This is a genomic window from uncultured Kriegella sp., assembly GCF_963975415.1.
Lineage (GTDB): Bacteria > Bacteroidota > Bacteroidia > Flavobacteriales > Flavobacteriaceae > Kriegella.
The window spans coordinates 181,635-204,996 of record NZ_CAXBGN010000006.1 but is presented as its reverse complement, the minus strand read 5'-3'; the positions used below and the strand labels follow the sequence as shown (position 1 = coordinate 204,996).

Annotated in this window: 22 protein-coding genes and 2 pseudogenes; 17 read left to right on the top strand and 7 right to left on the bottom strand. The window is 40.2% G+C overall.

Translation table 11 applies throughout. The features are described 5' to 3' along the window. The first annotated feature begins 66 nt into the window (after positions 1-66). The 9 genes and pseudogenes from AACZ88_RS14835 to AACZ88_RS14795 all read left to right on the top strand — a co-directional run bounded on the left by AACZ88_RS14835 (position 67) and on the right by AACZ88_RS14795 (position 8,018). Positions 67-1,035: an electron transfer flavoprotein subunit alpha/FixB family protein gene (locus AACZ88_RS14835; protein ID WP_339711735.1), complete on the top strand. Its 969-nt coding sequence runs from the start codon at positions 67-69 to the stop codon at positions 1,033-1,035. A gap of 86 nt (positions 1,036-1,121) precedes the next feature. Then, on the top strand, positions 1,122-1,757 hold the full coding sequence (locus tag AACZ88_RS14830) for a bifunctional nuclease family protein (protein WP_339711734.1): 636 nt from the start codon (positions 1,122-1,124) through the stop codon (positions 1,755-1,757). Positions 1,758-1,923: 166 nt separating this feature from the next. Beyond that, positions 1,924-3,378, top strand: a complete 1,455-nt coding sequence (locus tag AACZ88_RS14825; RefSeq protein ID WP_339711733.1) for a nucleoside transporter C-terminal domain-containing protein — start codon at positions 1,924-1,926, stop codon at positions 3,376-3,378. 90 nt (positions 3,379-3,468) lie between these two features. Continuing rightward, positions 3,469-3,783 (top strand): annotated as a pseudogene (locus AACZ88_RS14820) (four helix bundle protein); the annotation flags it as partial. A gap of 427 nt (positions 3,784-4,210) precedes the next feature. Then, the gene (locus AACZ88_RS14815; protein ID WP_339711732.1) at positions 4,211-4,684 is read left to right on the top strand and encodes a GNAT family N-acetyltransferase; all 474 of its coding nucleotides are present in this window, start codon (positions 4,211-4,213) and stop codon (positions 4,682-4,684) included. 198 nt (positions 4,685-4,882) lie between these two features. After that, the gene (locus tag AACZ88_RS14810) at positions 4,883-5,431 is read left to right on the top strand and encodes a hypothetical protein (protein WP_339711731.1); all 549 of its coding nucleotides are present in this window, start codon (positions 4,883-4,885) and stop codon (positions 5,429-5,431) included. Between the two features lie 132 nt (positions 5,432-5,563). Further along, positions 5,564-6,568, top strand: coding sequence for an alpha/beta hydrolase (locus AACZ88_RS14805; RefSeq protein WP_339711730.1), 1,005 nt, complete (start codon positions 5,564-5,566; stop codon positions 6,566-6,568). 95 nt (positions 6,569-6,663) lie between these two features. Further along, the gene (locus AACZ88_RS14800) at positions 6,664-7,197 is read left to right on the top strand and encodes a GNAT family N-acetyltransferase (protein WP_339711728.1); all 534 of its coding nucleotides are present in this window, start codon (positions 6,664-6,666) and stop codon (positions 7,195-7,197) included. Next, complete coding sequence (locus tag AACZ88_RS14795) at positions 7,194-8,018, top strand: thymidylate synthase (protein ID WP_339711727.1); 825 nt, start codon at positions 7,194-7,196, stop codon at positions 8,016-8,018. Before AACZ88_RS14800 ends, AACZ88_RS14795 begins: the two co-directional genes overlap by 4 nt. Before the next feature lie 934 nt (positions 8,019-8,952). Here the strand turns inward: AACZ88_RS14795 and AACZ88_RS14790 are convergent. Next, positions 8,953-10,050, bottom strand: coding sequence for a PmoA family protein (locus tag AACZ88_RS14790; protein ID WP_339711726.1), 1,098 nt, complete (start codon positions 10,048-10,050; stop codon positions 8,953-8,955). Positions 10,051-10,123: 73 nt separating this feature from the next. Continuing rightward, a complete protein-coding gene (locus tag AACZ88_RS14785) occupies positions 10,124-10,723 on the bottom strand; it encodes a DUF1080 domain-containing protein (RefSeq protein ID WP_339711725.1) in 600 nt (199 codons plus the stop codon). A 155-nt stretch (positions 10,724-10,878) separates the two neighbouring features. Here AACZ88_RS14785 and egtB point away from each other — a divergent pair, with 155 nt between their 5' ends. The 3 genes and pseudogenes from egtB to AACZ88_RS14770 form a co-directional block, all read left to right on the top strand. Then, the gene (gene egtB, locus AACZ88_RS14780; protein WP_339711723.1) at positions 10,879-12,039 is read left to right on the top strand and encodes an ergothioneine biosynthesis protein EgtB; all 1,161 of its coding nucleotides are present in this window, start codon (positions 10,879-10,881) and stop codon (positions 12,037-12,039) included. A 16-nt stretch (positions 12,040-12,055) separates the two neighbouring features. Then, positions 12,056-13,033 carry an L-histidine N(alpha)-methyltransferase gene (locus tag AACZ88_RS14775; RefSeq protein WP_339711721.1) on the top strand — a complete coding sequence of 326 codons (978 nt, stop codon included), beginning with the start codon at positions 12,056-12,058 and terminating at the stop codon, positions 13,031-13,033. Positions 13,034-13,170: 137 nt separating this feature from the next. Then, positions 13,171-13,248, top strand: a pseudogene (locus tag AACZ88_RS14770) (hypothetical protein); the annotation flags it as partial. 119 nt (positions 13,249-13,367) lie between these two features. Here AACZ88_RS14770 and AACZ88_RS14765 read toward each other — a convergent pair. After that, positions 13,368-13,667: an isoamylase early set domain-containing protein gene (locus AACZ88_RS14765; RefSeq protein ID WP_339711719.1), complete on the bottom strand. Its 300-nt coding sequence runs from the start codon at positions 13,665-13,667 to the stop codon at positions 13,368-13,370. 151 nt (positions 13,668-13,818) lie between these two features. Continuing rightward, positions 13,819-14,907, bottom strand: coding sequence for an aminotransferase class V-fold PLP-dependent enzyme (locus AACZ88_RS14760; protein ID WP_339711718.1), 1,089 nt, complete (start codon positions 14,905-14,907; stop codon positions 13,819-13,821). Positions 14,908-14,971: 64 nt separating this feature from the next. Here AACZ88_RS14760 and AACZ88_RS14755 point away from each other — a divergent pair, with 64 nt between their 5' ends. From AACZ88_RS14755 to AACZ88_RS14745, 3 genes are all read left to right on the top strand, one after another. Further along, positions 14,972-15,361, top strand: coding sequence for a 2TM domain-containing protein (locus AACZ88_RS14755; RefSeq protein WP_339711716.1), 390 nt, complete (start codon positions 14,972-14,974; stop codon positions 15,359-15,361). Between the two features lie 14 nt (positions 15,362-15,375). Continuing rightward, positions 15,376-15,858 carry a dihydrofolate reductase gene (locus AACZ88_RS14750; RefSeq protein WP_339712018.1) on the top strand — a complete coding sequence of 161 codons (483 nt, stop codon included), beginning with the start codon at positions 15,376-15,378 and terminating at the stop codon, positions 15,856-15,858. A 294-nt stretch (positions 15,859-16,152) separates the two neighbouring features. Next, positions 16,153-18,840 carry a hypothetical protein gene (locus tag AACZ88_RS14745; protein WP_339711714.1) on the top strand — a complete coding sequence of 896 codons (2,688 nt, stop codon included), beginning with the start codon at positions 16,153-16,155 and terminating at the stop codon, positions 18,838-18,840. A gap of 46 nt (positions 18,841-18,886) precedes the next feature. On the opposite strand, the gene AACZ88_RS14740 is transcribed toward AACZ88_RS14745, so the two are convergent. Genes AACZ88_RS14740 through pafA form a run of 3 tightly spaced genes read right to left on the bottom strand, consistent with a single transcriptional unit; the run spans position 18,887 to position 21,622 of the window. Then, positions 18,887-19,063 carry a hypothetical protein gene (locus AACZ88_RS14740; RefSeq protein WP_339711712.1) on the bottom strand — a complete coding sequence of 59 codons (177 nt, stop codon included), beginning with the start codon at positions 19,061-19,063 and terminating at the stop codon, positions 18,887-18,889. Between the two features lie 58 nt (positions 19,064-19,121). After that, positions 19,122-19,910: a glutamate racemase gene (murI, locus tag AACZ88_RS14735; protein ID WP_339711710.1), complete on the bottom strand. Its 789-nt coding sequence runs from the start codon at positions 19,908-19,910 to the stop codon at positions 19,122-19,124. An 11-nt stretch (positions 19,911-19,921) separates the two neighbouring features. Beyond that, positions 19,922-21,622, bottom strand: a complete 1,701-nt coding sequence (gene pafA / locus AACZ88_RS14730) for an alkaline phosphatase PafA (RefSeq protein WP_339711708.1) — start codon at positions 21,620-21,622, stop codon at positions 19,922-19,924. A 230-nt stretch (positions 21,623-21,852) separates the two neighbouring features. Between pafA and AACZ88_RS14725 the strand changes: the two genes are divergently transcribed. Together AACZ88_RS14725 and AACZ88_RS14720 are read left to right on the top strand one after the other, a co-directional pair. Next, the gene (locus AACZ88_RS14725) at positions 21,853-22,590 is read left to right on the top strand and encodes an ABC transporter permease (RefSeq protein WP_339711706.1); all 738 of its coding nucleotides are present in this window, start codon (positions 21,853-21,855) and stop codon (positions 22,588-22,590) included. Continuing rightward, complete coding sequence (locus AACZ88_RS14720; RefSeq protein ID WP_339711704.1) at positions 22,590-23,357, top strand: ATP-binding cassette domain-containing protein; 768 nt, start codon at positions 22,590-22,592, stop codon at positions 23,355-23,357. Before AACZ88_RS14725 ends, AACZ88_RS14720 begins: the two co-directional genes overlap by 1 nt. Positions 23,358-23,362: the final 5 nt, after the last annotated feature.

Sequence of the window (23,362 nt, the reverse complement as noted above, 5' to 3'; positions counted from 1 at the left end):
TTACAAGTGCTGCTTGCCGAGCAATTTTCAGGAAAGAACACTTGCTAATCAAAATTTTATAAACCTATGTCAGTTTTAGTATATACAGAATCAGAAAACGGAAAGTTCAAGAAGAATGCCCTAGAGGTAGCATCTTATGCGAGTGCGGTTGCCAAGGCGATGGGTTCTTCCGCTACGGCCATATCGTTCAATACCTCAGAAAATGATGATTTGGGCAATTATGGTATTTCAAAAGTACTCAACGTCACAAATGAAAACTTGAACACCTTTACTGCTTTGGCCTATGCCGATGCCCTCGCGCAAGCAGCGGAAAAAGAAGGGGCAACGGTAATCATTGTCAGTTCGAGTGCAAACTCCAAATTTTTGGCGCCTATTTTGACGGCTAAATTAAAGGCGGGTTATGTACCCAATGTGGTTGCGGCCCCGGAAAGTATTAGTCCGTTTGTAGTAAAACGAACGGCTTTTAGTAATAAAAGTTTCACATTTACCCAAGTCAACACAGAAAATAAAGTTATCGGCCTATCGAATAATGCTTTCGGTTTGGTAGAAGACAAAGTGGCTCTTACCGTTGAAGATTTCACCCCTAGTATCAATGATGAAAGTTTTGCCGTTAAATCGGTAGAAGTCGACAAAGTTGCTGGCAAGGTGACCATAGCCGATGCCGATATCGTTGTTTCCGGTGGTCGTGGTTTAAAGGGTCCTGAAAATTGGGGTATGATCGAAGAATTGGCCGATGTGCTGGGTGCGGCCACGGCATGTTCCAAGCCTGTCTCCGATATGGGTTGGAGACCGCACGGGGAACACGTAGGGCAAACAGGGAAACCTGTTGCCAGTAATTTGTATATCGCAATTGGCATATCGGGAGCCATTCAGCATTTGGCCGGAGTAAGCGCCTCAAAGGTAAAAGTAGTCGTCAATAGCGATCCTGAAGCACCGTTTTTCAAGGCTGCGGACTACGGAATTGTAGGAGATGCCTTCGAAATTGTACCTAAACTCACTGAAAAATTAAAGGAATTTAAAGCCCAAAACGCTTAATTTTTGTTAATTTACGCCCTTAAAGGGCTGTTCAAATAATTGGTCATCCCTTTTTTTGAACAGCCTTTTTTGGTTTATAGCGAGATATGAGTCTAGTCAGATTAAAAATTAAAGGGATATCGTACAGTCAGACACAGAATGGTGCCTACGCCCTTATTTTGAATGAAGTGGAAGGCGATCGAAAGCTTCCTATCGTTATTGGTGCCTTCGAAGCCCAATCCATTGCCATTGCCTTGGAAAAGGAAATCAAGCCGCCACGGCCGCTGACCCATGACCTTTTTAAAAATTTCGCAGATCGTTTCGATATTGTTGTAAAGCAAGTGATTATTCATAAACTGGTCGACGGTGTCTTCTATTCGAGTATTATATGTGAACGCGATAAAATCGAGGAGATAATCGATGCCAGAACCAGTGACGCCATTGCTTTGGCCCTCCGTTTCAATGCACCGATTTTTACGTACAAAACTATATTGGACAAAGCAGGTATTTTTCTGAAGTTTTCCTCCAAGGAGAAAGACAAGGAAAAGGAAGAAAGCGATGACAGCATCATGGTAGATGAAATTCTACAAGAAGGCGAAACCGTTGAAATCGATAACGACCCCTCAGGTGCCTATAAAGAACTTAATCTCGAAGAACTGCATAAAGAATTGGAAAAAGCGGTCGCCAATGAAGATTACGAAAAGGCAGCCAAACTTAGGGACGAAATATCAAAACGCAACTAGCTTGCCGTGCCTTGTAATAAAAAACATTCCTTGGCATAAATAATGAGTTTTAATTTTTTTTTGGATTTCGAGCTATTTTAGCCCCAGTACAATTTTGACACAAACAGATCAAAAAAAATAGATTTTAAGGCCTCGTTCAAAGGGCCCACTCAACCAATCGTCTTTTATGAAATCCCTTCCCTGGTTTTTTCTGTTTCCCCTTTTTATAGCATCTCCTTCCATAGCACAAACCACTAGCCTTCAAGATACGCTAAGCACTACCATCAATGCGACAACGATTATCAACGACATGGGCTCCTCTGAAATTATAGCGAACCAAGGTTTCTCCATTGATAGCCTATGGCGTGGCATTCTGGGCATGGGGGTGCTTATTTTAATCTCGTTTCTCTTTAGTTCGAACAGAAAAGCCATTAATTGGAAAACCGTCGGAATCGGGTTGACATTGCAATTGTTGATTGCCATCGGTGTCTTAAAAGTTCCCTTTGTAAAACTCATTTTTGAAAGTATCGGAAAGGTTTTCGTCAGTGTGTTGGATTATACCCGGGCAGGAAGTAAATTTCTGTTCGAGGGCCTTGTCGTCGACATGGATACCTTCGGCTTTATTTTCGCCTTTCAGGTGTTGCCGACCATTATATTTTTCTCCGCGTTGACCTCGGTATTGTTCTATCTAGGGGTCATTCAAAAAGTAGTACGCGGACTCGCATGGTTGTTAACCAAATCATTGGGCATCTCGGGCGCGGAAAGCCTCAGTATTGCCGGTAACATATTTTTGGGTCAGACCGAAGCCCCTTTATTGATCAAGGCTTATCTCGAAAAAATGAACAAATCGGAAATCTTATTGGTCATGATCGGGGGTATGGCTACCGTCGCCGGGGCGGTATTGGCGGCCTATATCGGATTTTTAGGGGGTGATGACCCTGCCCTTCGATTGACTTTTGCCAAACATTTATTGGCCGCTTCGGTCATGGCGGCACCCGGGGCGATCGTTGTCTCGAAAATTCTATATCCGCAAACGGAAGCAATCGATACCAATGTAAAGGTATCTACCGAAAAAATTGGCGCCAATATATTGGATGCCATTGCCAACGGTACTACCGAGGGACTCAAATTGGCTGTAAACGTCGGTGCCATGCTCTTGGTATTTGTGGCGTTTATTGCCATGCTGAACGGCATTTTCGGTTGGGTCGGTGATTGGACCTCTCTCAACGGGTGGATTGCCAAAAACTCTATGTACGAACAATTATCGTTAGAGGCGATATTAGGAACTATTTTCGCTCCGTTGATGTGGTTGATCGGGGTGGCCAAAGAAGATATATTATTGATGGGCCAGCTCTTAGGCATCAAATTGGCGGCCAGTGAATTTATCGGCTATATTCAATTGACCGAATTAAAGAACGTGCTCAGTACCACCCATTTTACCTATAATAAATCGGTGATCATGGCCACCTATATGCTTTGCGGCTTTGCCAACTTTGCTTCTATCGGCATACAGATCGGTGGTATCGGCTCCCTGGCCCCCGGCCAACGCAAGACCCTTTCTGAATTTGGTATGCGCGCCGTTTTGGGCGGATCTATCGCCTCTTTGCTTTCGGCTACGATTGCGGGAATGATTTTGGGGTAAAACAAAGGTGAAGGGCCCTAGGTAATGGGTTGACTAAATGGGCCAAATATGAGGAACTTTAGAGAACTTGAGGTTTGAAAAGAAGCCCGGAAGTTGGTAAAGGATGTCTATTTGATTACAAAATTATTACCGGATGAAGAAAAATACGGACTCACATCACAGATAAACAGGTGCGCCGTTTCTATTCCCGCGAATATAGCCGAGGGCTCGGCGAAATATTCCCAAAAAGACTTTGTTCGTTTTTTACAGATTAGCCTAGGGTCGGCCTATGAATTGGAATCGCATTTAATACTATGTTCCGATTTAGATTTTATTGATGCCAAAACCGGATCAATGATAATACGTGATATACAATTACTTCAAAAAAGAATCGCCGCCTTAATAAAATACAACTCCAAACCTTAACCTTTCTACTTTTACCCATTTACCTTTCCCCCCTTCACCTTTCACCTTTCACCCTTCACCCTTTACCCTTTACCTTAACCCTCTCCCCTTTACCTTTCACCTTTCACCCTTCACCTTTCACCCTTCACCCTTTACCCTTTACCTTTCACCCTTTCCCCTTCACCTTTACCCTTCACCTTTCACCCTTTACCCTTCACCTTTTACCCTTCACCCTTTACCCTTTACCCTTCCACCCTTCACCCTTTACCCTTTTCACCCTAAAACACTTCGTTAATAAATTCTGAAAACTCCCTTTCGACCACAGCACCTATAACTACCTGAATCTCGTAATTTTACAGTACTAAAAAGCAGTTGGCTTCTAGCCTATTTTGACATATTATAGATATTGATCAATGATTATATACAATTGTTGGCAGTAATTAAGAAAATGAAACAAAAAATAGATACAATCAATAAAACTGAATATCAAGAAGTAGTAAGCGTTTGGGAATCTTCAGTTAGAGCAACCCATCACTTTTTGAAAGAAGAAGACATTGAGTATTTCAAACCTTTGATTTTAAACACGTATTTGGATGCTGTTGAATTAAGGTGTGTAAGGAACAATGAGAATAAAATTGTTGGTTTCCTTGGTGCTGCAGAACAGAGTTTAGAAATGCTATTTATTGACCCTGAACATCGAGGAAAAAAAATTGGCAAAACATTATTAGACTACTCAATTGACAATTTAAATGTTACCAAGGTTGACGTTAATGAACAGAATGAACAAGCAGTTGGATTTTACAAACATTGTGGTTTTCAAGTAGTAGATCGCTCTGAATTGGATTCCTCTGGAAAACCTTATCCAACCTTACATATGAAATTGAAAAGTAAAACTACTGCCGACACGGTGTATAAAACATAGCTAATAAATGCTTAGCCGAAAGGTTTGGCTATATTTATGTGGGTCGCCAAATTTTTAATTTGGCTTTTAAAAGAGAAACTTTAAACCAAAATATAAAAATTCGGCTCTCTGTTAATCCGAAAAGTTAGTGTTATTTTTCACACTACGTTACATACACAAACACGTTGGGCACAAGCTAAAAAACAACTATATTAACGAGTGATCGAACAAAAAATAACGATAAAATACATACTCACAGGAATAATCATTGTGATTCTCACATGGATAATTCACGAATTTGCCCATTGGCTAACAAGCGAATCATTGGGCTATGATACCATAATGAGATTGAATGGAACATCTTCTGTAAGCGGAGAAGGCCCGACAGATATACATAAAATCATGATTTCAGCATCAGGGCCGATTATAACAATCTTTCAAGGACTAATTGCATTTGTCTTTCTTAAACAAAGTCATTGGAACAAACCTGTTTATCTGTTCTTATTCACAGCATTTTATATGCGAATTTTTGCGGGAATAATGAATTTTATCAATCCAAACGATGAAGGTCGTATCAGTGCGTTCTTGGAAATTGGAACATTCACTTTGCCGATTCTTGTGAGCGGAATTTTATTTTTTATGGTTTATAAAGTATCGACAAAATATAAGCTCACTGGAAAATTTCAACTTTGGACAACTATTATAATTATGGTAGCAAGTTCAGTTTTGATACTTTCTGACCAATTTTTGGGAATAAGAATTATATAGAGCCTTGAACAAACCATAGGGCAAGCTAGCACACAAAAATGTACAACTGTTCGAAAGGCTTTTAAAATAAAAAGATAAAAACAAAAAAATTGGCTACAAGCTAAACCGTTAATAGCATAAAAACTTGATTTAATGAAAAAGAACCTATTCACAATACTAACACTTTTAGTGGCCTTTCAATTTAGTACCGCACAAACGGAGCGCCTACAATGGCTTGACCTCGAATTGTCAAACTATGAATATCCGTATGCCGTTTCTACTGTAGCCTTAACAATACAGGAGCAAGATTTAAAAATGGCCTATATGGATGTTAAACCCGAAAATTACAATGGAAAAAACATCGTACTTTTTCACGGTAAAAATTTTAATGGCGCCTATTGGAAAACGACGATCGAAGCGTTGAGCAAAGAAGGGTTTCGCGTAATTGTACCCGACCAAATCGGATTTGGAAAATCTTCAAAACCAGCGCATTTCCATTACACCTTTCAACAACTTGCAGAAAATACAAAAGCACTTCTTGACACTTTAAACATCAAGAAAACGGCCATTCTGGGCCATTCTATGGGCGGTATGCTGGCTACGCGTTTTACCTTAATGTATCCCGATACAGCTGAAAAATTGATATTGGAAAATCCTATTGGCCTTGAGGACTGGAAACTAAAAGTACCTTATAAACCTGTACAGTGGTGGTACAACAACGAGCTTAAAAAAAATTATGACGGCATTAAAAAATATCAATTGGTCAATTATTACGACAACAAATGGAAACCTGAATACGATCAGTGGGTGAACTTATTGGCGGGTTGGACATTAAATTCAGACTACGAAAGAATTGCTTGGAATGCCGCACTCACGTATGATATGATTTTCACCCAGCCCGTTGTCTACGAATTTAAAAATATCGCTGCTCCCACACTTTTAATTATTGGCACTAGGGATAGAACTGCACTCGGAAAACCTTTGGTTTCCGATAAGGTGAGAAAAACAATGGGACTATATGATGAATTGGGCAAACGAACTCAAAAAGAAATTCCGAATGCCCAGTTAGTGGAATTAGAAAACGTGGGCCATTTACCGCATATTGAAAAGTTTGATAGTTTTATAAACCCATTAATTGAATTTTTAAAAGAACAATAACTTTTGCTTGCCATATTTAGCTGCCATTGGCTTAAGTGATTTAACCAGGTTGACGAGTACAATACAACAAGCATTACTATTGCGGATGAAGGCAAATGAGTCAAAACAGAACATTCGAAACCAAAAGATTACTCATCAAAGCGACTTCTGAAGAAGATGCCGCATTAATTTATCAATTGCTAAATACACCCAAGTTTATCGAAAACGTAGGAGATAGAAAAATCAATTCCATAGAAGCGGCCCAAAAATATATTCAGCTAAAAATGCTGCCACAATTACAAGAGCTCGGGTTTTCAAGTTATACGTTGATTACAAAGGCTGATGGTATTAAAATTGGCACCTGTGGACTTTATAACAGAGACGGAGTCGATGGCATTGATATCGGTTTTGGCCTTTTACCGCAATATGAAGGAAAAGGATTTGCTTTTGAAGCCGCTACTGAAATAAAGAACATGGCATTCACCGAATTTGGACTTAAAACCATTAGTGCCATCACCACAAAGACCAATATAGGGTCTCAAAAGCTTTTGGAAAAACTTGGCCTAAAATTAATTGGAACAACAAAAATTCCAAATGATAATAAAGAATTACTTTTATATAAAATTGAAAAAGAAAGCATCGTAAAATGAAACAATACCACGACTTACTCAAACATGTTCTAGAAAACGGCAACCAAAAAGGAGACCGTACCGGCACAGGTACCCTAAGCGTTTTTGGCCATCAAATGCGTTTTGACCTGAGCGAGGGCTTCCCCATGGTGACCACCAAAAAACTGCACTTAAAGTCCATCGTCTATGAACTGCTGTGGTTTTTAAAGGGAGATACCAATATTGGGTATTTACAGGAAAACGGTGTACGCATCTGGAACGAATGGGCCGATGAAAACGGCGATTTGGGTCCCGTTTATGGGCACCAATGGCGCAACTGGAACGGTGATGAGATCGACCAGATCAAAGAAGTGGTGCATGCCTTAAAAACCAACCCGAACAGTCGGCGTATGTTGGTATCGGCCTGGAACCCTAGTGTGTTGCCCGATACCTCAAAATCGTTCGCCGAGAATGTTGCCAATGGCAAAGCGGCACTTCCGCCTTGCCATGCTTTTTTCCAGTTTTATGTGGCCGACGGCAAATTGTCTTGTCAATTGTATCAACGCAGTGCCGACATCTTTTTAGGTGTGCCGTTTAATATTGCTTCCTATGCCCTCTTTACGATGATGATGGCACAGGTTTGCGGATACGAGTCGGGCGAATTTATACATACGTTTGGCGATGCCCATATCTACAACAACCATATGGAACAGGTGGAATTGCAATTAAGCCGTGAACCGCGGCCGTTGCCTAAAATGATATTGAATCCTGAAGTAAAAGACATTTTCGATTTTACGTTCGGTGATTTTACTTTGATGGATTATAATCCCCACCCCCATATCAAAGGCATTGTAGCAGTGTAAAAATGTAAACTCCTATCTCCCCTCTTTTTCAAAGAGGGGAATGAATCCCGCGTAACGCAGTTCAGCGGGAGAAAGGGGAGTTTGTTTAGCAATTCTAGATAGATAATTCTAAGCTAACCCTCCGACTTTACCTGCGGTAAACCCACCTCCCTTTCAAAAAGGGAGGAGCTATCCAGGATTTAAACTCTTAGTAAAATAGTACATCTATGTGCTCCCCTCTTTTTCAAAGAGGGGTGTCCGCACCCAAGCGGACGGGGAGTTAAAGACCTAGACTTGTCCGACTACCTTCATGTGAAAATCCGGGATTCCAACCCTCCGACTTTACCTGCGGTAAACCCACCTCCCTTTCAAAAAGGGAGGAGTTATCCCAGATTTAAATTCTTAGCCAAATAGCACATCTATGTGCTCCCCACTTTTTCAAAGAGGGGTGTCCGCCCAAGCGGACGGGGAGTTAAACACCTAGACTTGTCCGACTACCATCATGTAAAAATCTGGGACCCGAACCCTCCGGCTTTACCTGCGGTAAACCCACCTCCCTTTGAAAAAGGGAGGAGCTGCTCCGGATTCAAATTCTCAGTAAAATAGCAAATCTATGTGCTCCCCTCTTTTTCAAAGAGGGGTGTCCGCCCAAGCGGACGGGGAGTTGAAGACCTAGACTTGTCCGACTACCTTCATGTGAAAATCCGGGATTCCAACCCTCCGACTTTACCTGCGGTAAACCCACCCCGGATTCAAATTCTTAGTAAAATAGCACATCTATGTGCGCCTCTCTTTTTTCAAAGAGGGGTGTCCGCACTCAAGCGGACGGGGAGTTAAATTTTCAAACCCTACCGTTTTAATTCACGTACCAAAACAAAGAACCTCGGGAAATCGATAGATTTCCCGAGGTTCTTAGATTTTATCCCCAGTGGTTATTGCATTTTATGGCAAAAGACTATTCAGAGAACGCTTCGAATCGTCCATCCAAATCGGCTTTATCCAAATTCTTGCTAGCCACGATAATTCGGTGCTTGAAAGTAGTGCTTTCCCCTTTGTCCAATTCAAAGTTCAACTCCTCTTTGCCATCACTAAAAACTGCCTGTCCCAACGGATTGGCAGCGAAAAGTCCGTAACCACGGGAGTGCCAGTAGGTCGGATAACCGACATTCGATTTGTTATCCAAAATCACAAGTGAGATATGTTCATCTCCAATTTTCGACCTAAGATTCACCCAATTCGATCGCTTGGCCCACGTATCCTCACCTTCGATACCTTCGGCATTCAGGTAATTCCCGTTAACCCCATCGTTATCGAGCTTCTCGACCTTGGTGGCAATTCCGTTGGCATCTGTAAACACCCCGGGCTTATCGGAAGGGTGTTCCAGCTCTCGAGTAGTTCGTATGCCGAGCATACCTTCCTTATTATCCTTAAATAAAACTTTCTCGTCTTGAGCAGTTAGCTTGGTAATCCGATCAATAGAATACACATCCCCTTCCCCTTTAAAGACAAAAGTGGTGTTTTCTTTGAGCAGTACCTTGCCATCAGGTGCAACCCAGTCCATAGTAACGTCTAAACTAGCCTCATCATCGCCTTCGGTGATATTGTCGATAGACTTATGCATGATGGTGCCATAGCCATCGCGATCGGCTACTTTAATGGAATCTGAATTGTTCCAAAAATCCAATCCGTTAACATCACCATAGTTAAACCAGACACCCACATGGTGGGGGTGGTCAACACGCTCTCCTACAGATGGTTCCAAAGGAAATTTTCTTGTGATCTTTGTGCCTTGAGGTGTTATTAATGGATACAATACCGGTTTTTTGATGTTCTTAGGATAGATATACGAGGTAAAATGCTTTCCGTCGATCATCACATCTACACTTCTGTCGGCTTCGTTCGAAACGAGTTGTATTCTTTTACTGGCAGGTTCGGCTTCACTCATAGTCGATGCTTCTTTTTTAGCTCCGTCTTTACAGGAACCCATAACCATGGCTACGGCCATTAAACTAATACCGGCACCCTTTAATTTTGAAAAAATAGTACTACACATAGTAAATTGATATATGAACAATTAATAATTGAACCAGAGCTTAACTACGTCTGGATAAAAAATATAAACAAACCTATTTAATGGCTCCTATCCCGATATTACGGAAACTTATGGTCATATCCTTGCCAGGATGTAACTGCAAACCTATCGGACCTTCTTTAAGGGCATCTTCCGACTCATATTGCATTACCTCTTGCCCGTTAAGCCAAACGGTATATATGTTACCGACCGCTTTGACCTTCATGGTATTCCAATCCTTTAGTTTTAGTAGCTTGGCGACATCTTTCGCCTCGACAGGATATCCCTTTCCAGGAATATAGGGCGATCCGGTCATGTCTCTTTTTAAAGACCCTGAAATTCCTATTTGAATTTGTTGCTTTTCAGTACGAATAAATATACCGGAGTCAATCGTGCCTTCACCAAATAAAAAGTCTGCCGCTATCACGAAATCGCCATATACTTTTTTAGTCCATAAAATAGATCCCTTTTGCTCCGGTCCGCTTTTTGCGACTAAAAGTCCGTCTTGAACGCTCCACCAGGTGTTATTCTCAGGAGCCACCCATCCTTTCAGGTTTTTACCGTTAAATGCTTTTTTCAGTTTCGGTTCTTGTGCCGTAACATTCTGAAGTGACCATACCAGAAAAAGTATGGCAATGCTGCTTTTTAAATTCATTTTTTAAGTGTTGTTTTTCTAAGAGCATGAAAATATAAAAATTATTGCAACATCTTATGCTACTCCCATTTTAATTACAAATGGATTGATCCAAAACTGTATCGAGCACCATACCCTATTTTCATATTCTTTATCTTTAGTGCAAAATCGTCTTTATGATCGTTATCGATTCTCTCGTTGATTTCTTTCTAGAAACCCGAAAACACACCGAAAAAATTTGTGAACCGCTCGAAATCGAAGATTATGTGGTACAACCCATCGTAGACGTTTCCCCGCCCAAATGGCATCTAGGCCACACCACCTGGTTTTTTGAGGAATTCATTCTAAAACCTTATGCCAAAAACTATACTATTTTCAATGAAGATTTCTCCTTCGTTTTTAATAGCTACTACGAAACGGTAGGCAAACGTGTCGTACGTTCGGATCGGGGCAACCTTTCTCGACCTTCGGTGGAAAAAGTGTATGAATATCGAAACCATGTGACAACGGCCATAGCATCATTTTTTGAACAAAATCAAAATGAAATACTCTTGGGATTGCTGGAAATAGGCATTCACCATGAAAAGCAACACCAAGAATTGCTCTTGACCGATATCAAATATATTTTAGGGAACAACCCTTTGCTACCGGCCTATTCGGCTACTGTTGAAACACATCAGAACGAAATTCAGCAACAGCAATGGATACCCATAGCGGAAGGTATTTATGAAATCGGACACAATGCCAATGACTTTTGCTATGATAATGAATTAGGCAGACATAAAGTATACCTACAACCGTATCTGATTTCAAATAAATTGGTTACCAATGAAGAATATATTGAGTTTATCAATGCCTCAGGGTATACAAAATTTGACTTATGGCATGCCGAAGGTTGGGACTGGCTAAACCAAAACCATATTTCAGCTCCATTATATTGGCATAAAATTGACAATAAATGGCACCATTACACCTTAAAAGGATTGCAAGAGGTACCGATGAATACCCCTGTAACCCATATTTCCTATTATGAAGCCTTTGCTTTTGCCCAATGGAAAGGGTGTCGGCTGCCCACGGAATTCGAGTGGGAAACGGCCCAACTACATTTTCCTTGGGGACAACGCTGGGAATGGACCGAAAGTGCCTATCTGCCTTATCCCAACTACAAAAAAGCTGATGGTGCCCTAGGAGAATACAACGGTAAATTTATGGTCAACCAAAAAGTACTTCGAGGTGGTTCGGTCGCCACACCAGAGCGACATACAAGGTTCACCTATCGCAATTTCTTTCAAACAAATCTAAGATGGCAATTTACCGGATTAAGGTTAGCCAAATAACTACGACTTACGCCATATGCAACAAACAATAGATACTATTTTTGAAACTCCTTTTGAAGAAGAAGTATACCGGGGCTTAACTGATTTTCCCAAACATTTATCCTCGAAATATTTTTATGACAAGAAGGGGGACAAGCTGTTTCAAGATATCATGAACATGCCCGAATATTACCTTACCGACCGTGAATATGAAATTCTCGAAACGCACAAGGAAAAAATTGCCCAGTTATTTTCCTCAGGAAAAAAGGCGTTCAACCTTATTGAGATGGGCGCTGGTGATGGTAAAAAGACAAAAGTAATTCTCAAATACCTTGCCGACCGCAATATACCTTTCAAATACCAGCCCATCGATATAAGTCAGAATGTTTTAGATCTTCTTGAAAAATCAGTTCGTAAAGAACTTCCAGAAATTGATTTGGAAACGCAACAGGGTACTTATTTCGAAACACTGGAAAAAATAAACATCACCAATGGTTCCAAAAAGGTAATTCTATTCTTAGGTTCGAATATTGGCAACCTCCTACATCCACAGGCCATTGAATTTTTGACGCACCTTCAAGAATTCATGCATGATGAAGACCTTTTATTTGTAGGGTTTGACCAAAAAAAGAATCCCCAGACCATCCTAGATGCGTATAACGATAAAGCAGGAATTACCGCTGCGTTCAATAAAAACATTTTGACACGGGTAAATACTGAACTTGGTGGAAATTTCGATTTGGATCAATTTTTACATTGGGAAGTATACAACCCCGAAACAGGCACTGCCAAAAGTTATCTTGTTTCAAAAAAGAAGCAGTCGGTCGAAATCAAAAAATTAAATGTAAAAATCGATTTTGCCCCTTGGGAGACCATACATACCGAAATATCTCAAAAATATGATGATGCTACCGTTGCCAAACTAGCGGAAAAGTCAGGGTTGCAAATCGAAACACAATTTGCCGATCCTGAAAATCAGTACAAAAACTACGTTTTTAAAAAAACTCTAGCATAAAAGCCATTTGAAACGATACAGTAGTAGCGGTAAGCGAGGCTGCCTTCATTATAGGAAACAATCAACATTTCCCAGAAAACAGTATTCTTGAATAATATTTCAAACCTAGCGAAACACCCACGACTTGCCCATGGAAAGGTCGTGCATCGCAGTATACCCTCGAAGTCGACGGAAAGAAAACACCGACACTGCTCGGTACTACCCCAAGTAAGTGAACTTGCCAAACCTATTCAAGGAAGGATTGCCTTTTAAAAAGGGGGCGAAATAAGGAAATAAAAAGGCACGGAATACTTCGGAAAAATATTCCGTAGCCTTTAATTTTGTTCGTATCTCATTAAAGATCCAAAACGGCGTTTTCAGAACCAGCAAATTCGTTCCACTGATAACGATCAGCAGACTCTTCGTTTACGTAGGTTCCGTCAATGATATATTTGAACTCGAAAGAACCTTCTTTAGGTAATTCCAAGGTACCTTTAAATGTACCGTTTTTCAATTTTTTTAAAGCGCTAGTCTTGGTAGCTTTCCAATTGTTGAAGTCGCCGACTACAGCCACTTTTTTTGCTTCTTCCGCAGGAACGGTAAAAGTTACTTTACAAACAGGTTTTGTTTTCAGATATTGTTTTGCGATTGCCATGATAGTTTCTTTTTAAAATATAGGACAAAACTAATATATTAAATCACTCATTTCCAATGATTAATGTCATTTTTGTCATTTTCATAATATTAGAGTAACATTTAGTCAAGTTCATTAAAAATATCGCTCTGTATTTCCGAGTAAGCAATTTCTATATCGCTGTTTTCAAGATTCTTACAATTTCTTCTATGTCATTTTCTGTATTATAAAAATGAAAACTCAACCGAATTCCGCTTCCACGTTGTGAACAAATAACTTGGTTCTTGGATAAAAGTTCAAACACTTTATCGTCTCCTTTGATATTAAATATCGTGCTATGCGCTTTCCGATTCACTACGCTTTCCTCCAAAAGTCTCAAATTCGCAAATTCCTGCTTTGCTTTTTTAGATAACTTATTCAGGTACAGATCAATATCATTCTTCCCCAAACTATCTAGATAATTTAGGGAAAACCCCAAACTACCAAAATTCAATGTATCCAAATGCCCAGGTTCAAAGTGTTTTGCAAATCGGATGTCATCTTTACCTGAAGCATTGGTATCCGCTGAATTGAATCCCATGCCTTTAACCGAAAAATGCTCCTTTACAGTATTTTTGAACAACATAAACCCGTTGCCATACCCACCCAATAACCATTTATACGAACTGGCGCCCAAAACATCTATGGCAGAATCTTCAAAACTAAAATCGGAAGTACCCACAAACTGGGTACCATCAGCAATAATCGTCAATTGGGGAAATTCACTTTTCAACGCCTTTAAAAAATCTAAATCAATTTGAATACCATTAACCCATTGCACCAAGCTCAGTGCAAGTACCGAAATGCTTTTCGTTTTTACCTGCTCGTAAATATGGTCTTCAAGATGTTCATCAACCTTCGCATAAGAAACATCAAAACCTCGGTATTCAAAGGGCCAGTTGACCGAAGGATAGTCATTTTGCAGCAATAATACCTTATCATCTTGACCCAAACCCTCTAGCAAAATATTAAGGCCCATTGAAAAATTCGGCACTAAAGCAACATTTTCGGTTTTACACCTAAAAAAATTACCCACCGTTTTTCGAATTTCAGGAATCTCAGTCTGCATGGCCTTCGTCTTCATGGTACTGCCCCCTGTCAAATAAGCCTGATCGTGTTGCTGTCGCCATAATGACAAATCGGCACTCAACAGGCCTGCAGAAGCTGTATTGGCATAAATGTATTTTTCTAAAATCGGAAATTGTACGCGAGTCTTTTTCATAGAAATTAAATTGACAATCGGCAATTGCCTTATCTTTGTTTTAAAACTAAAGGTAATCATTAGCATGTTCTCCAAAAATAAAAATAAGATTCAGGTCAATCTAGAACAGCATGAGCTCTTGGAAAATGCCCATAACCGGATCAAGCAGAAGAAAAGGTTATATACCCATTTCGTTATCTTTTTGATTGGAAGTGTTTTTTTGATCTTAATCAACAAGATTTTAAAATACTGGGACAATTACGATTGGTTTATCTGGGCCATAACGCTATGGGCTTTTCTTTTCGTCATACATGCTTTCAATGTTTTTTTTACTCAAAAATTCATGGGCAAGGAATGGGAACGGGAACAACGCGAAAAATTGGTGCGTAAGCAGAAACAACGAATCGCAGAATTACAAAAAGAGATAGAGACCGATTTTCCGCTTTCTCAAATAAATAAAAAAAAAGAGCCTTGAAGAATACCATAACGATGATTGCCGCTGCTGGAGAAAACAATGCATTGGGTGCCAACAACGATTTGCTTTGGCACCTGCCCGACGATTTTAAACGATTTAAACAAATTACCTCGGGTCATAAAATCATTATGGGCCGCAAAACGTTTGAAAGTTTTCCCAAACCGCTACCGAATCGAACTCATATTATAATCACACGCGACAAAAAGTATCACGTTTCCCATGATGAATGTATTATTGTTTATTCGCTAAAGGAAGCTATCGACATGGTGAAAAATGAAACCGTTTCTTTTATTATCGGAGGAGGAGAGATTTACACTCAAGGAGCGGAATTCGCCAATAAGATTGAATTGACAAGGGTACATGCTACATTTGAAAAAGCAGATACTTTTTTTCCTGAAATTAATGAGGGTGAATGGAAATTGGTAAATGAAGAATATCACCCCAAAGACGAACGGCACAAATTTGATTTCACGTATTTGACTTATATCAAAAGGTAACCGCTACTTCTATGTAAAATTGCAAAGCTTTGCTATAAAGCTTCCCTATACTTACCGCTTTAAAATCATCCTTTTTTTTAGTAATTTAGTCTACCACCAGTTCGATACTTTTTTTAAGATGTATGGTAAAAAAAGCCAATTGACATGCGAAGGTGGTGAGGGGTTTTTCGAGCCATACCCAATAAGATTCGGCTGAATTTTATACAGTACTATATTTGTTCCTTGAGAATACTTCATGAATATATCACCCTTTTTTCCCGATTGGCTTCTCGCTGTTTGCCAATAATTTATGCATTGTCAACTACATTGGGGTTTTCTCAGCTACACCATGGTGCTATTGACACGTCGGTAGCCGAAAAAATCTACCTTCAACTCGATTCACAAAACTATGCCACTGACCAAACGATTTGGTTCAAAGCGATTGTGACCGGTTCGGAAAACCATATACCCAGTGAACTTAGCGGAGTGTTGTATGTTGATTTTATTGGTCCTAACCAAAAAATTCTGGCGCACAATTTGGTGAAATTGAACCAAGGCATAGGCAGTGGTCATTTTGAAATTCAAGATGACTATGTCTCAGGCCGCTACCAAATAAGGGCGTATACCCAATGGAATCTGAATTTTGGGGAACATTTTATGTTCGAGTCCTATATAAACCTGCACGATACATCGCTTGAAATAAACAAAAATCCTTTCGAAGCCTTCACTATAACTGAAAACAATAAGGGGCGTTTTCTGCTTAGCGGACAGCTTTGGCCACAAAGGATGGGTTACCAAACCGAGAAGCAAGTTCAACTCTATCTCGACTGGGGCAAAGGCCAAGATACCGTAACGATCAAAAGACAGGGACAGGAACTTTACCAGTTGGTGTATGAAGTTCCCAATAAGGCCGACTGGATGAATCTTACACTTGACAACGGCCGCAGTGGCCGACATACTGAAACCGTTGTTCTCAATGATTCGTTACCAAACGTGCAATTCTTTCCCGAAAGCGGGCGGTTTGTTCATGGCTTTCGCAATAAGGTTGGATTTAAGGCCATTGGCCTCGATGGTAATGGTAGAGAAATATATGGTGAGGTTTTCAACACCAAAGGAAACAAGATTACCGATTTCACGAGCAATCATTTAGGTATGGGAAGCTTTTCTTTGAAAGCGGATAGCACCGAGAACTATCAGGCAAAAATTTTCTTAGGAAAAAACAAAGATTCCTCATTTATGATTCCCTTGCCCGAAGCAGTTTCCAAAGGCAGTATTCTTTCCGTAGTCAAAGCTGGAGATAAAATACGAATCAATGTAGCTTCTAACGACCTTAAAGATCGGGTTTATGTAAAAGCCAGTTGCAGGGGAACGGATTATTATTTGATAGAAGGTCCGTTACGGGCAGGATATTTGATTTCCGAATTGCCCTCCGTCGATTTACCGGAAGGGATTATCGCTTTCACCTTAATGGACAGCAATAAAAATGCCGTGGCGGAAAGATTATACTTTAATGAATCGGAAAAGGATAGGTTAAATCTGGCCTTAGAAACAAATAAAACTCTTTACGGCAGAAGGGAAGAAGCCAAATTGAACATTCAAGTTTCAGGAAGCAGTACCATACCCCAACCAAAGAATACCGATTTGTCTATTATCGTGATTAAAAAAGACCATTGGGCCCCAGGTACTGCGGGAAACATACGCTCTTACTTTCTACTGAATTCAGAGCTGAAAGGCAAAATTGAAGAACCCGCTACCTATTTTAGCAAAGAGAATCATAATAAGTTCAACGACTTGGATGCCCTCTTGCTGACCCAAGGGTGGAGAAACTATAAATATCCCGTAAAACGGCAAGGCAGAACTTTTTTCTGGCCACATCCGGGCCTTACTGTCAAGGGCAACATACACAAGGCTTCCAGCAAAGAAAAAAGCTTGAAAGACATTAATATAACAATGGTGACTTTTGGCGAGAAAACATCCTTTTACAACCAGCAGACGGATAGCTTGGGGAAATTCAGTTTTTTATTGGAAGATAATTACGAACAAAAAATGAAGATTTTACTCAGCGCTAGCAGTGCTGAAGGCAAGAAAACCAATTATCGCCTGTCGATAGACTCAATAAGAACGCCTCAAGTGAATTATGAAGTAAAACCTTTCTTGAGAAAACCGAACAAGGTTGAGAGCGCAGTGATAGCGGCCAAAGCAAAACGTGATGAAACAAAAGCGATATTTGATTCGCTTCAGGGAGTCACCCTGTTGGAAGAAGTTGTAGTAACCGATTACCTATTGACTCCTGAACGAAAAAAGGCCTATAATGAATTCGGTCAGCCTGACGTGATTATTAGGGGAGAAACCTTACGAAAGCAAGAAAAGAATTGGTCGTACGGACTTTACAGCATCCTTTTATTCAATTATGGGGATCAAGTAGAAATTGAACGGTTTTCCGATGGATTCATGTTGGCACATATTAAAGGTGGCCGTGGCGAACCTACATTATTGGTCGTAGATGGGCAATTACTCACAAAGGAGCAATATGAATTTGTACCCAATATGCCGCCCGGAATTATCGAAGATGTTGAACTCATCAAATATGCCAAGTTTTTTAAAAAACAATATTTGACGGTATTTCCTGAGACCGACCCCTTGGAAGCGCCTAGTCTTGGGCATATTATTTCGATATACACCAAAGGTGGCGTGGGTATTCATGGCAGGGCCAAGGCGCCGCCCGGAAGACTACATGCCACAGTTGACGTATTCGCTCCAGAAAAAGAATTCTATGCCCCGAAATACAACAGGCCGGTTCTTCCCGATAGTCAAGAACCCGATCTAAGATCTGTGATACATTGGATTCCCAGCTTACGTACTAGTGAAAACGGAAAGGCTTCAGCACGCTTTTACAATGGTGATGTCACTGGTGAATACGCGATTATTGTAACGGCAATTTCCGAGGATGGCCGTATAGGATATCAGGAAATGATGTACCACGTTGAAAAAGAGAATCCCTGAGTATTGATTTAAAAAGAATAAAAACTTATAGTAAATGGGCGTCATGTTAGCGATTGACCAAGAAATTCTTAGAATCGACCAATTCCCGAACAGAGCCACAGGAATGCTTGGCAGAATTAATTCTCCACCTCCCGTTCGACTTAGGTAAAAAACCGTTGCAAAAATTTTCGGATATTGCTTGAATGCCCATGACGACATTACCATTCGTCAAATTATTTCCCATATAAAAGATTAATATGGATTATAGACCTGACATTAGTACTCTTATTTTGTTGCTTTTCTTAAAAACTCCAATAAGCAGTCTCCACAGGCACGGGTACATCACTTAAAAAACACCTTAATATGTCAACATCGGAATTGGTAAAGAACTGGTAGCGTCCATTTTTATCGGTATTTTTTAGAAGTCCATCCCGTTCAAGCACCGCCTTGGTCTGCTTGGCAACCGCCGCCCCCGAATCGATTATCTTCACATGCTCAGGGAGCAATTTCTTTAAAACAGGAATCAAATATGGATAGTGCGTACAGCCCAGAACCAAATAATCGATACCTTCTTTTACCATAGGTCGAAGGTACTTTTTTAACAAGACTTCAGTTTCTTTTGTTTCAATTTGTCCTTGTTCGATCAGCGGTACCAGACCAGTACCCTCCTGCTCTAAAATGCGTATTCCATGGGCATGGTTGACCGAAGTACTGCTAAATAAACTACTCGACAAAGTGCCCTTGGTCGCCAGAATACCAACGGTCTTCGATTTTGAAAACAAGGCAGCTGGTTTAATGGCCGGTTCTATCCCGATAAAGGAAACCTCATACCTTTCGCGCAGCAAGGCAATAGCATTTGTGGTTGCCGTATTACAGGCAACCACAATCAGCTTACATCCTTTTTCAATCAAAAACTCAGTGTTCTTTACACTTAGTTCAACAATACGCTCTTCTGACTTTTCTCCATAGGGAGCATTCTTACTATCGGCAAGATAAATAGTGCTTTCATACGGCATCAATTTTTGAATTTCTTTCCAGATAGACGTACCTCCTACTCCAGAATCGAAAATACCAATAGGGCGTTTGTTCATTTTTTTAGAGTTTACTCCAAGACCTCAACAATAGGCTTTCCTGTAGCGCCAGTCGGGAAAGCAATGCCCAAAGAAGCTGCTATGGTAACGGCTATATCGGGTATTTCCGTTCGTTTTAAGGTACTTCCTTTCTTAATTCCCATCCCATAAAATAACAAAGGAACGTGTGTATCGTAAATTTGCGGTGAACCATGACTTGACCCGGTTTTTGAAGAGGTTGTTGCAGGTTTTGGAACTATGAGCACGTCACCGGAACGTTTTTGGTTGTATCCATTTTGTAAAAGGTATGGTACCCCACGGGTATATTCGTTTTGCCACATTTGATAACCGGTAAACACGCTTTCAATATCTTGATACCCTAAAAGTTCGGCAGCCAACGTTTCTTGCACTTCACGAGGTTCTAAATCAAGATTCTTGATGACCTTATAATCAAGAAAAATTTGATTGCTCGACCTATTTTTTATCAAATCTGAAGTACCATATGTAAATTTAACAAACTCGTCGAACTTAACATCCATATCTTCTGATGTCGCGTAACTTGCAGGCAAGCGCTGGTCCATAAGAAAAGAAGGTACATGACCAGCGCCATGATCCGCTGATAAAAATACGGTATATTGGCCTGCGCCCACTTTCTGGTCCAACGCATCAATCAACCTTTTCAAATCTTGATCCAAACGAACATAGGTATCTTGAACTTCCTTTGAATTTACACCAAACTTATGCCCAATATAATCGGTACTAGAAAAACTAACCGCCAAGAAATCGGTATTCATGTCTTGCCCTAAATTTTCACCGTCAAGAGCCGCTATAGCAAAATCAGCGAGAATACTATTGCCGTAAGGTGTAGATTTAAGTATACTATATTTGCCATTATCGTCCCACAGTTTGGGTAGATCATGTGGAAATATGGGGGCAGTCTCTCCATCAAAGAGTCCTTCATAGGCATTATTATCAGAACCACTTTCCAAATACTCATTAATATCTTTATAAGTGGTCCATGGTTTTTTATAGCTTTCCTTGATATTAGAGTTGTTAAAATCTTGAACCCATTTTGGCAATGACTTCATATAGTAGCTACTGGTTATCCAGTTGCCATCATCATTCCCGCGAAACCAATAAGCCGCATTGGCTGTATGGCCACCAGGAAGCACTGCACCTCGGTCTTTAATCGACATAGCAATTGTCTTTCCCCTCATTTGGGTACTTAACCGTAATTGATCGGTTATTGTAGAAGTCAATAAACGATGGGGTGACATTTTACCATCATCAGAGGTCGAACCAACTGAAGTATAGCTATCATCGCCAGCACAATACACACTGGTACCCGATTCTTTTTCATACCAATTGTTTCCAATAATACCATGGGTACTCGGTGTAGTTCCGGTATACACCGAAGCATGTCCGGGCCCGGTAACGGTTGGGGCATAGTTAAAATGGTTGTTTTTACAATTGAATCCATCATTTACCATACGCTTAAAGCCTCCATCTTCAGCGTAATCATCCCAAAAACGGGTAATGTAGTCGTATCGCATTTGGTCAACTACGATACCCACCACCAATTTCGGGGTAGTTTTTAAATTAACTTTCTGTACACCGTTAGTTACCTGTTCAACTACTTTTTTATTTTTTGATTTTCGCTGTCCATAACTTTCAACAGGAACACTTGCCAGTGACATTAGAAGAATCAATACCAAAGAATTTTTAAAGGTCATAATTATATATTTTTAAAGTCATAAAAGTAAATAAAATACACCTTAAAAGGTCAATGATAAGTTGATCGAATTTTCTAGTTTTTAAACATTTTCACAATTGCTTCCGCAGTGGCGCCCCCAACTACGATATCTGTGAAAAGCAAAGCATAATTTTCACCTTAAACTATTAAAACACAAGTCGAGTTCATTCTTTATTGTTATTTTTACGTCAATAAGCCTATTAGCAATTTATGAACTATCTCGCATCGATTGGCAGTTATGCCCTTATGATCAAGGAAGTCTTTAGAAAGCCCACGAAGTGGAGCATAATGAAATCACTGATTTTAAAGGAAATAGATGAGCTCATTTATGGCTCGATGGGTATAATAATTTTCATTTCTTTCTTTATCGGTGGAGTTGTTGCCATTCAGACCGCTCTAAACCTTACCAACCCGATCATACCAAAAAACCTGATCGGCTTTACCACCAGACAATCGATAATTTTAGAGTTTGCTCCCACTTTTTGCTCCATTATTATGGCCGGAAAGGTTGGTTCGTATATTACATCAAGTATCGGAACCATGAGAGTAACAGAACAAATAGACGCTCTCGAAGTTATGGGTGTGAACGCCCTTAATTACTTGGTTTTTCCTAAAATTGTTGCGTTAATGTTATATCCTTTCATTATTGCCATAGCCATGTTCGTAGGTATTTTTGGTGGATGGATGGCGGGGGTTTTTGGAGGATTCTTAACAAGTGCCGATTTTGTCGAGGGCGTTCAACTCGAATTTATTCCTTTTCATGTAACCTATTCCTTTATAAAAGTCTTGGTATTCGCCTTCGTACTTGCCACCATTCCTTCATTTCACGGATTTTACATGCAAGGCGGCGCACTTGAAGTAGGCAAAGCTAGTACCACATCTTTTGTTTGGACAAGTGTGGTCATCATTATTTTAAACTATATTCTCACGCAACTTTTATTGGGCTAATGATAGAGGTCAACGACATACACAAATCTTTTGGCGAAGCCCATGTACTCAAGGGCATAACGACTACTTTCGACCAAGGAAAGACCAATCTCATCATTGGTCAGAGCGGTTCAGGAAAAACAGTTTTTATAAAATGCCTACTAGGCCTGTTCATACCCGAATCGGGCAATATTAGCTATAACGGCAAGGTGTACACCGAACTTTCTGCTGACCAACAACGGGAATTGCGCCAGGAAATGGGCATGGTATTTCAAGGCAGCGCCTTATTCGATTCGATGACCGTTTCCGGCAATGTGATGTTTCCTTTGGAAATGTTTACCAAGCAATCAAAATCGGAAATGCAAGATCGCGTAGATTTTGTACTAAAAAGGGTAAATCTCATCGACGCACATCAAAAGTTTCCCTCGGAAATTTCAGGGGGTATGCAAAAAAGGGTGGCCATAGCCCGGGCAATCGTTATGCACCCCAAGTACTTGTTCTGCGACGAACCAAATTCCGGACTCGACCCCAAAACGGCCATCTTGATCGATAACCTCATTCAAGAGATTACCGAAGAATATGAGATTACTACAGTTATCAATACACATGACATGAATTCGGTCATGGAAATCGGAAAGAAAATTATTTTTTTAAAGGATGGTCTAAAAGAATGGGAAGGCACCAACAAAGAAATATTTAAAACCGAAAACAAAGCGGTTACCGATTTCGTATACTCATCCGACCTATTTAAAAAAGTACGACAAATGTATATTGAAGAGCGGAATTAAAAGCA

Coding starts and splice junctions, on each gene's coding strand:
- AACZ88_RS14795 (WP_339711727.1), top strand. CDS start 7,194: ATGAAACAATACCACGACTTACTCAAACATGTTCTAGAAAACGGCAAC.
- AACZ88_RS14725 (WP_339711706.1), top strand. CDS start 21,853: ATGAACTATCTCGCATCGATTGGCAGTTATGCCCTTATGATCAAGGAA.
- egtB (WP_339711723.1), top strand. CDS start 10,879: ATGATCGTTATCGATTCTCTCGTTGATTTCTTTCTAGAAACCCGAAAA.
- AACZ88_RS14800 (WP_339711728.1), top strand. CDS start 6,664: ATGAGTCAAAACAGAACATTCGAAACCAAAAGATTACTCATCAAAGCG.
- murI (WP_339711710.1), bottom strand. CDS start 19,910: ATGAACAAACGCCCTATTGGTATTTTCGATTCTGGAGTAGGAGGTACG.
- AACZ88_RS14825 (WP_339711733.1), top strand. CDS start 1,924: ATGAAATCCCTTCCCTGGTTTTTTCTGTTTCCCCTTTTTATAGCATCT.
- AACZ88_RS14755 (WP_339711716.1), top strand. CDS start 14,972: ATGTTCTCCAAAAATAAAAATAAGATTCAGGTCAATCTAGAACAGCAT.
- AACZ88_RS14790 (WP_339711726.1), bottom strand. CDS start 10,050: ATGTGTAGTACTATTTTTTCAAAATTAAAGGGTGCCGGTATTAGTTTA.
- AACZ88_RS14765 (WP_339711719.1), bottom strand. CDS start 13,667: ATGGCAATCGCAAAACAATATCTGAAAACAAAACCTGTTTGTAAAGTA.
- AACZ88_RS14720 (WP_339711704.1), top strand. CDS start 22,590: ATGATAGAGGTCAACGACATACACAAATCTTTTGGCGAAGCCCATGTA.
- AACZ88_RS14740 (WP_339711712.1), bottom strand. CDS start 19,063: ATGGGAAATAATTTGACGAATGGTAATGTCGTCATGGGCATTCAAGCA.
- AACZ88_RS14775 (WP_339711721.1), top strand. CDS start 12,056: ATGCAACAAACAATAGATACTATTTTTGAAACTCCTTTTGAAGAAGAA.
- AACZ88_RS14760 (WP_339711718.1), bottom strand. CDS start 14,907: ATGAAAAAGACTCGCGTACAATTTCCGATTTTAGAAAAATACATTTAT.
- AACZ88_RS14835 (WP_339711735.1), top strand. CDS start 67: ATGTCAGTTTTAGTATATACAGAATCAGAAAACGGAAAGTTCAAGAAG.
- AACZ88_RS14805 (WP_339711730.1), top strand. CDS start 5,564: ATGAAAAAGAACCTATTCACAATACTAACACTTTTAGTGGCCTTTCAA.
- AACZ88_RS14750 (WP_339712018.1), top strand. CDS start 15,376: ATGATTGCCGCTGCTGGAGAAAACAATGCATTGGGTGCCAACAACGAT.
- AACZ88_RS14815 (WP_339711732.1), top strand. CDS start 4,211: ATGAAACAAAAAATAGATACAATCAATAAAACTGAATATCAAGAAGTA.
- AACZ88_RS14785 (WP_339711725.1), bottom strand. CDS start 10,723: ATGAATTTAAAAAGCAGCATTGCCATACTTTTTCTGGTATGGTCACTT.
- AACZ88_RS14830 (WP_339711734.1), top strand. CDS start 1,122: ATGAGTCTAGTCAGATTAAAAATTAAAGGGATATCGTACAGTCAGACA.
- pafA (WP_339711708.1), bottom strand. CDS start 21,622: ATGACCTTTAAAAATTCTTTGGTATTGATTCTTCTAATGTCACTGGCA.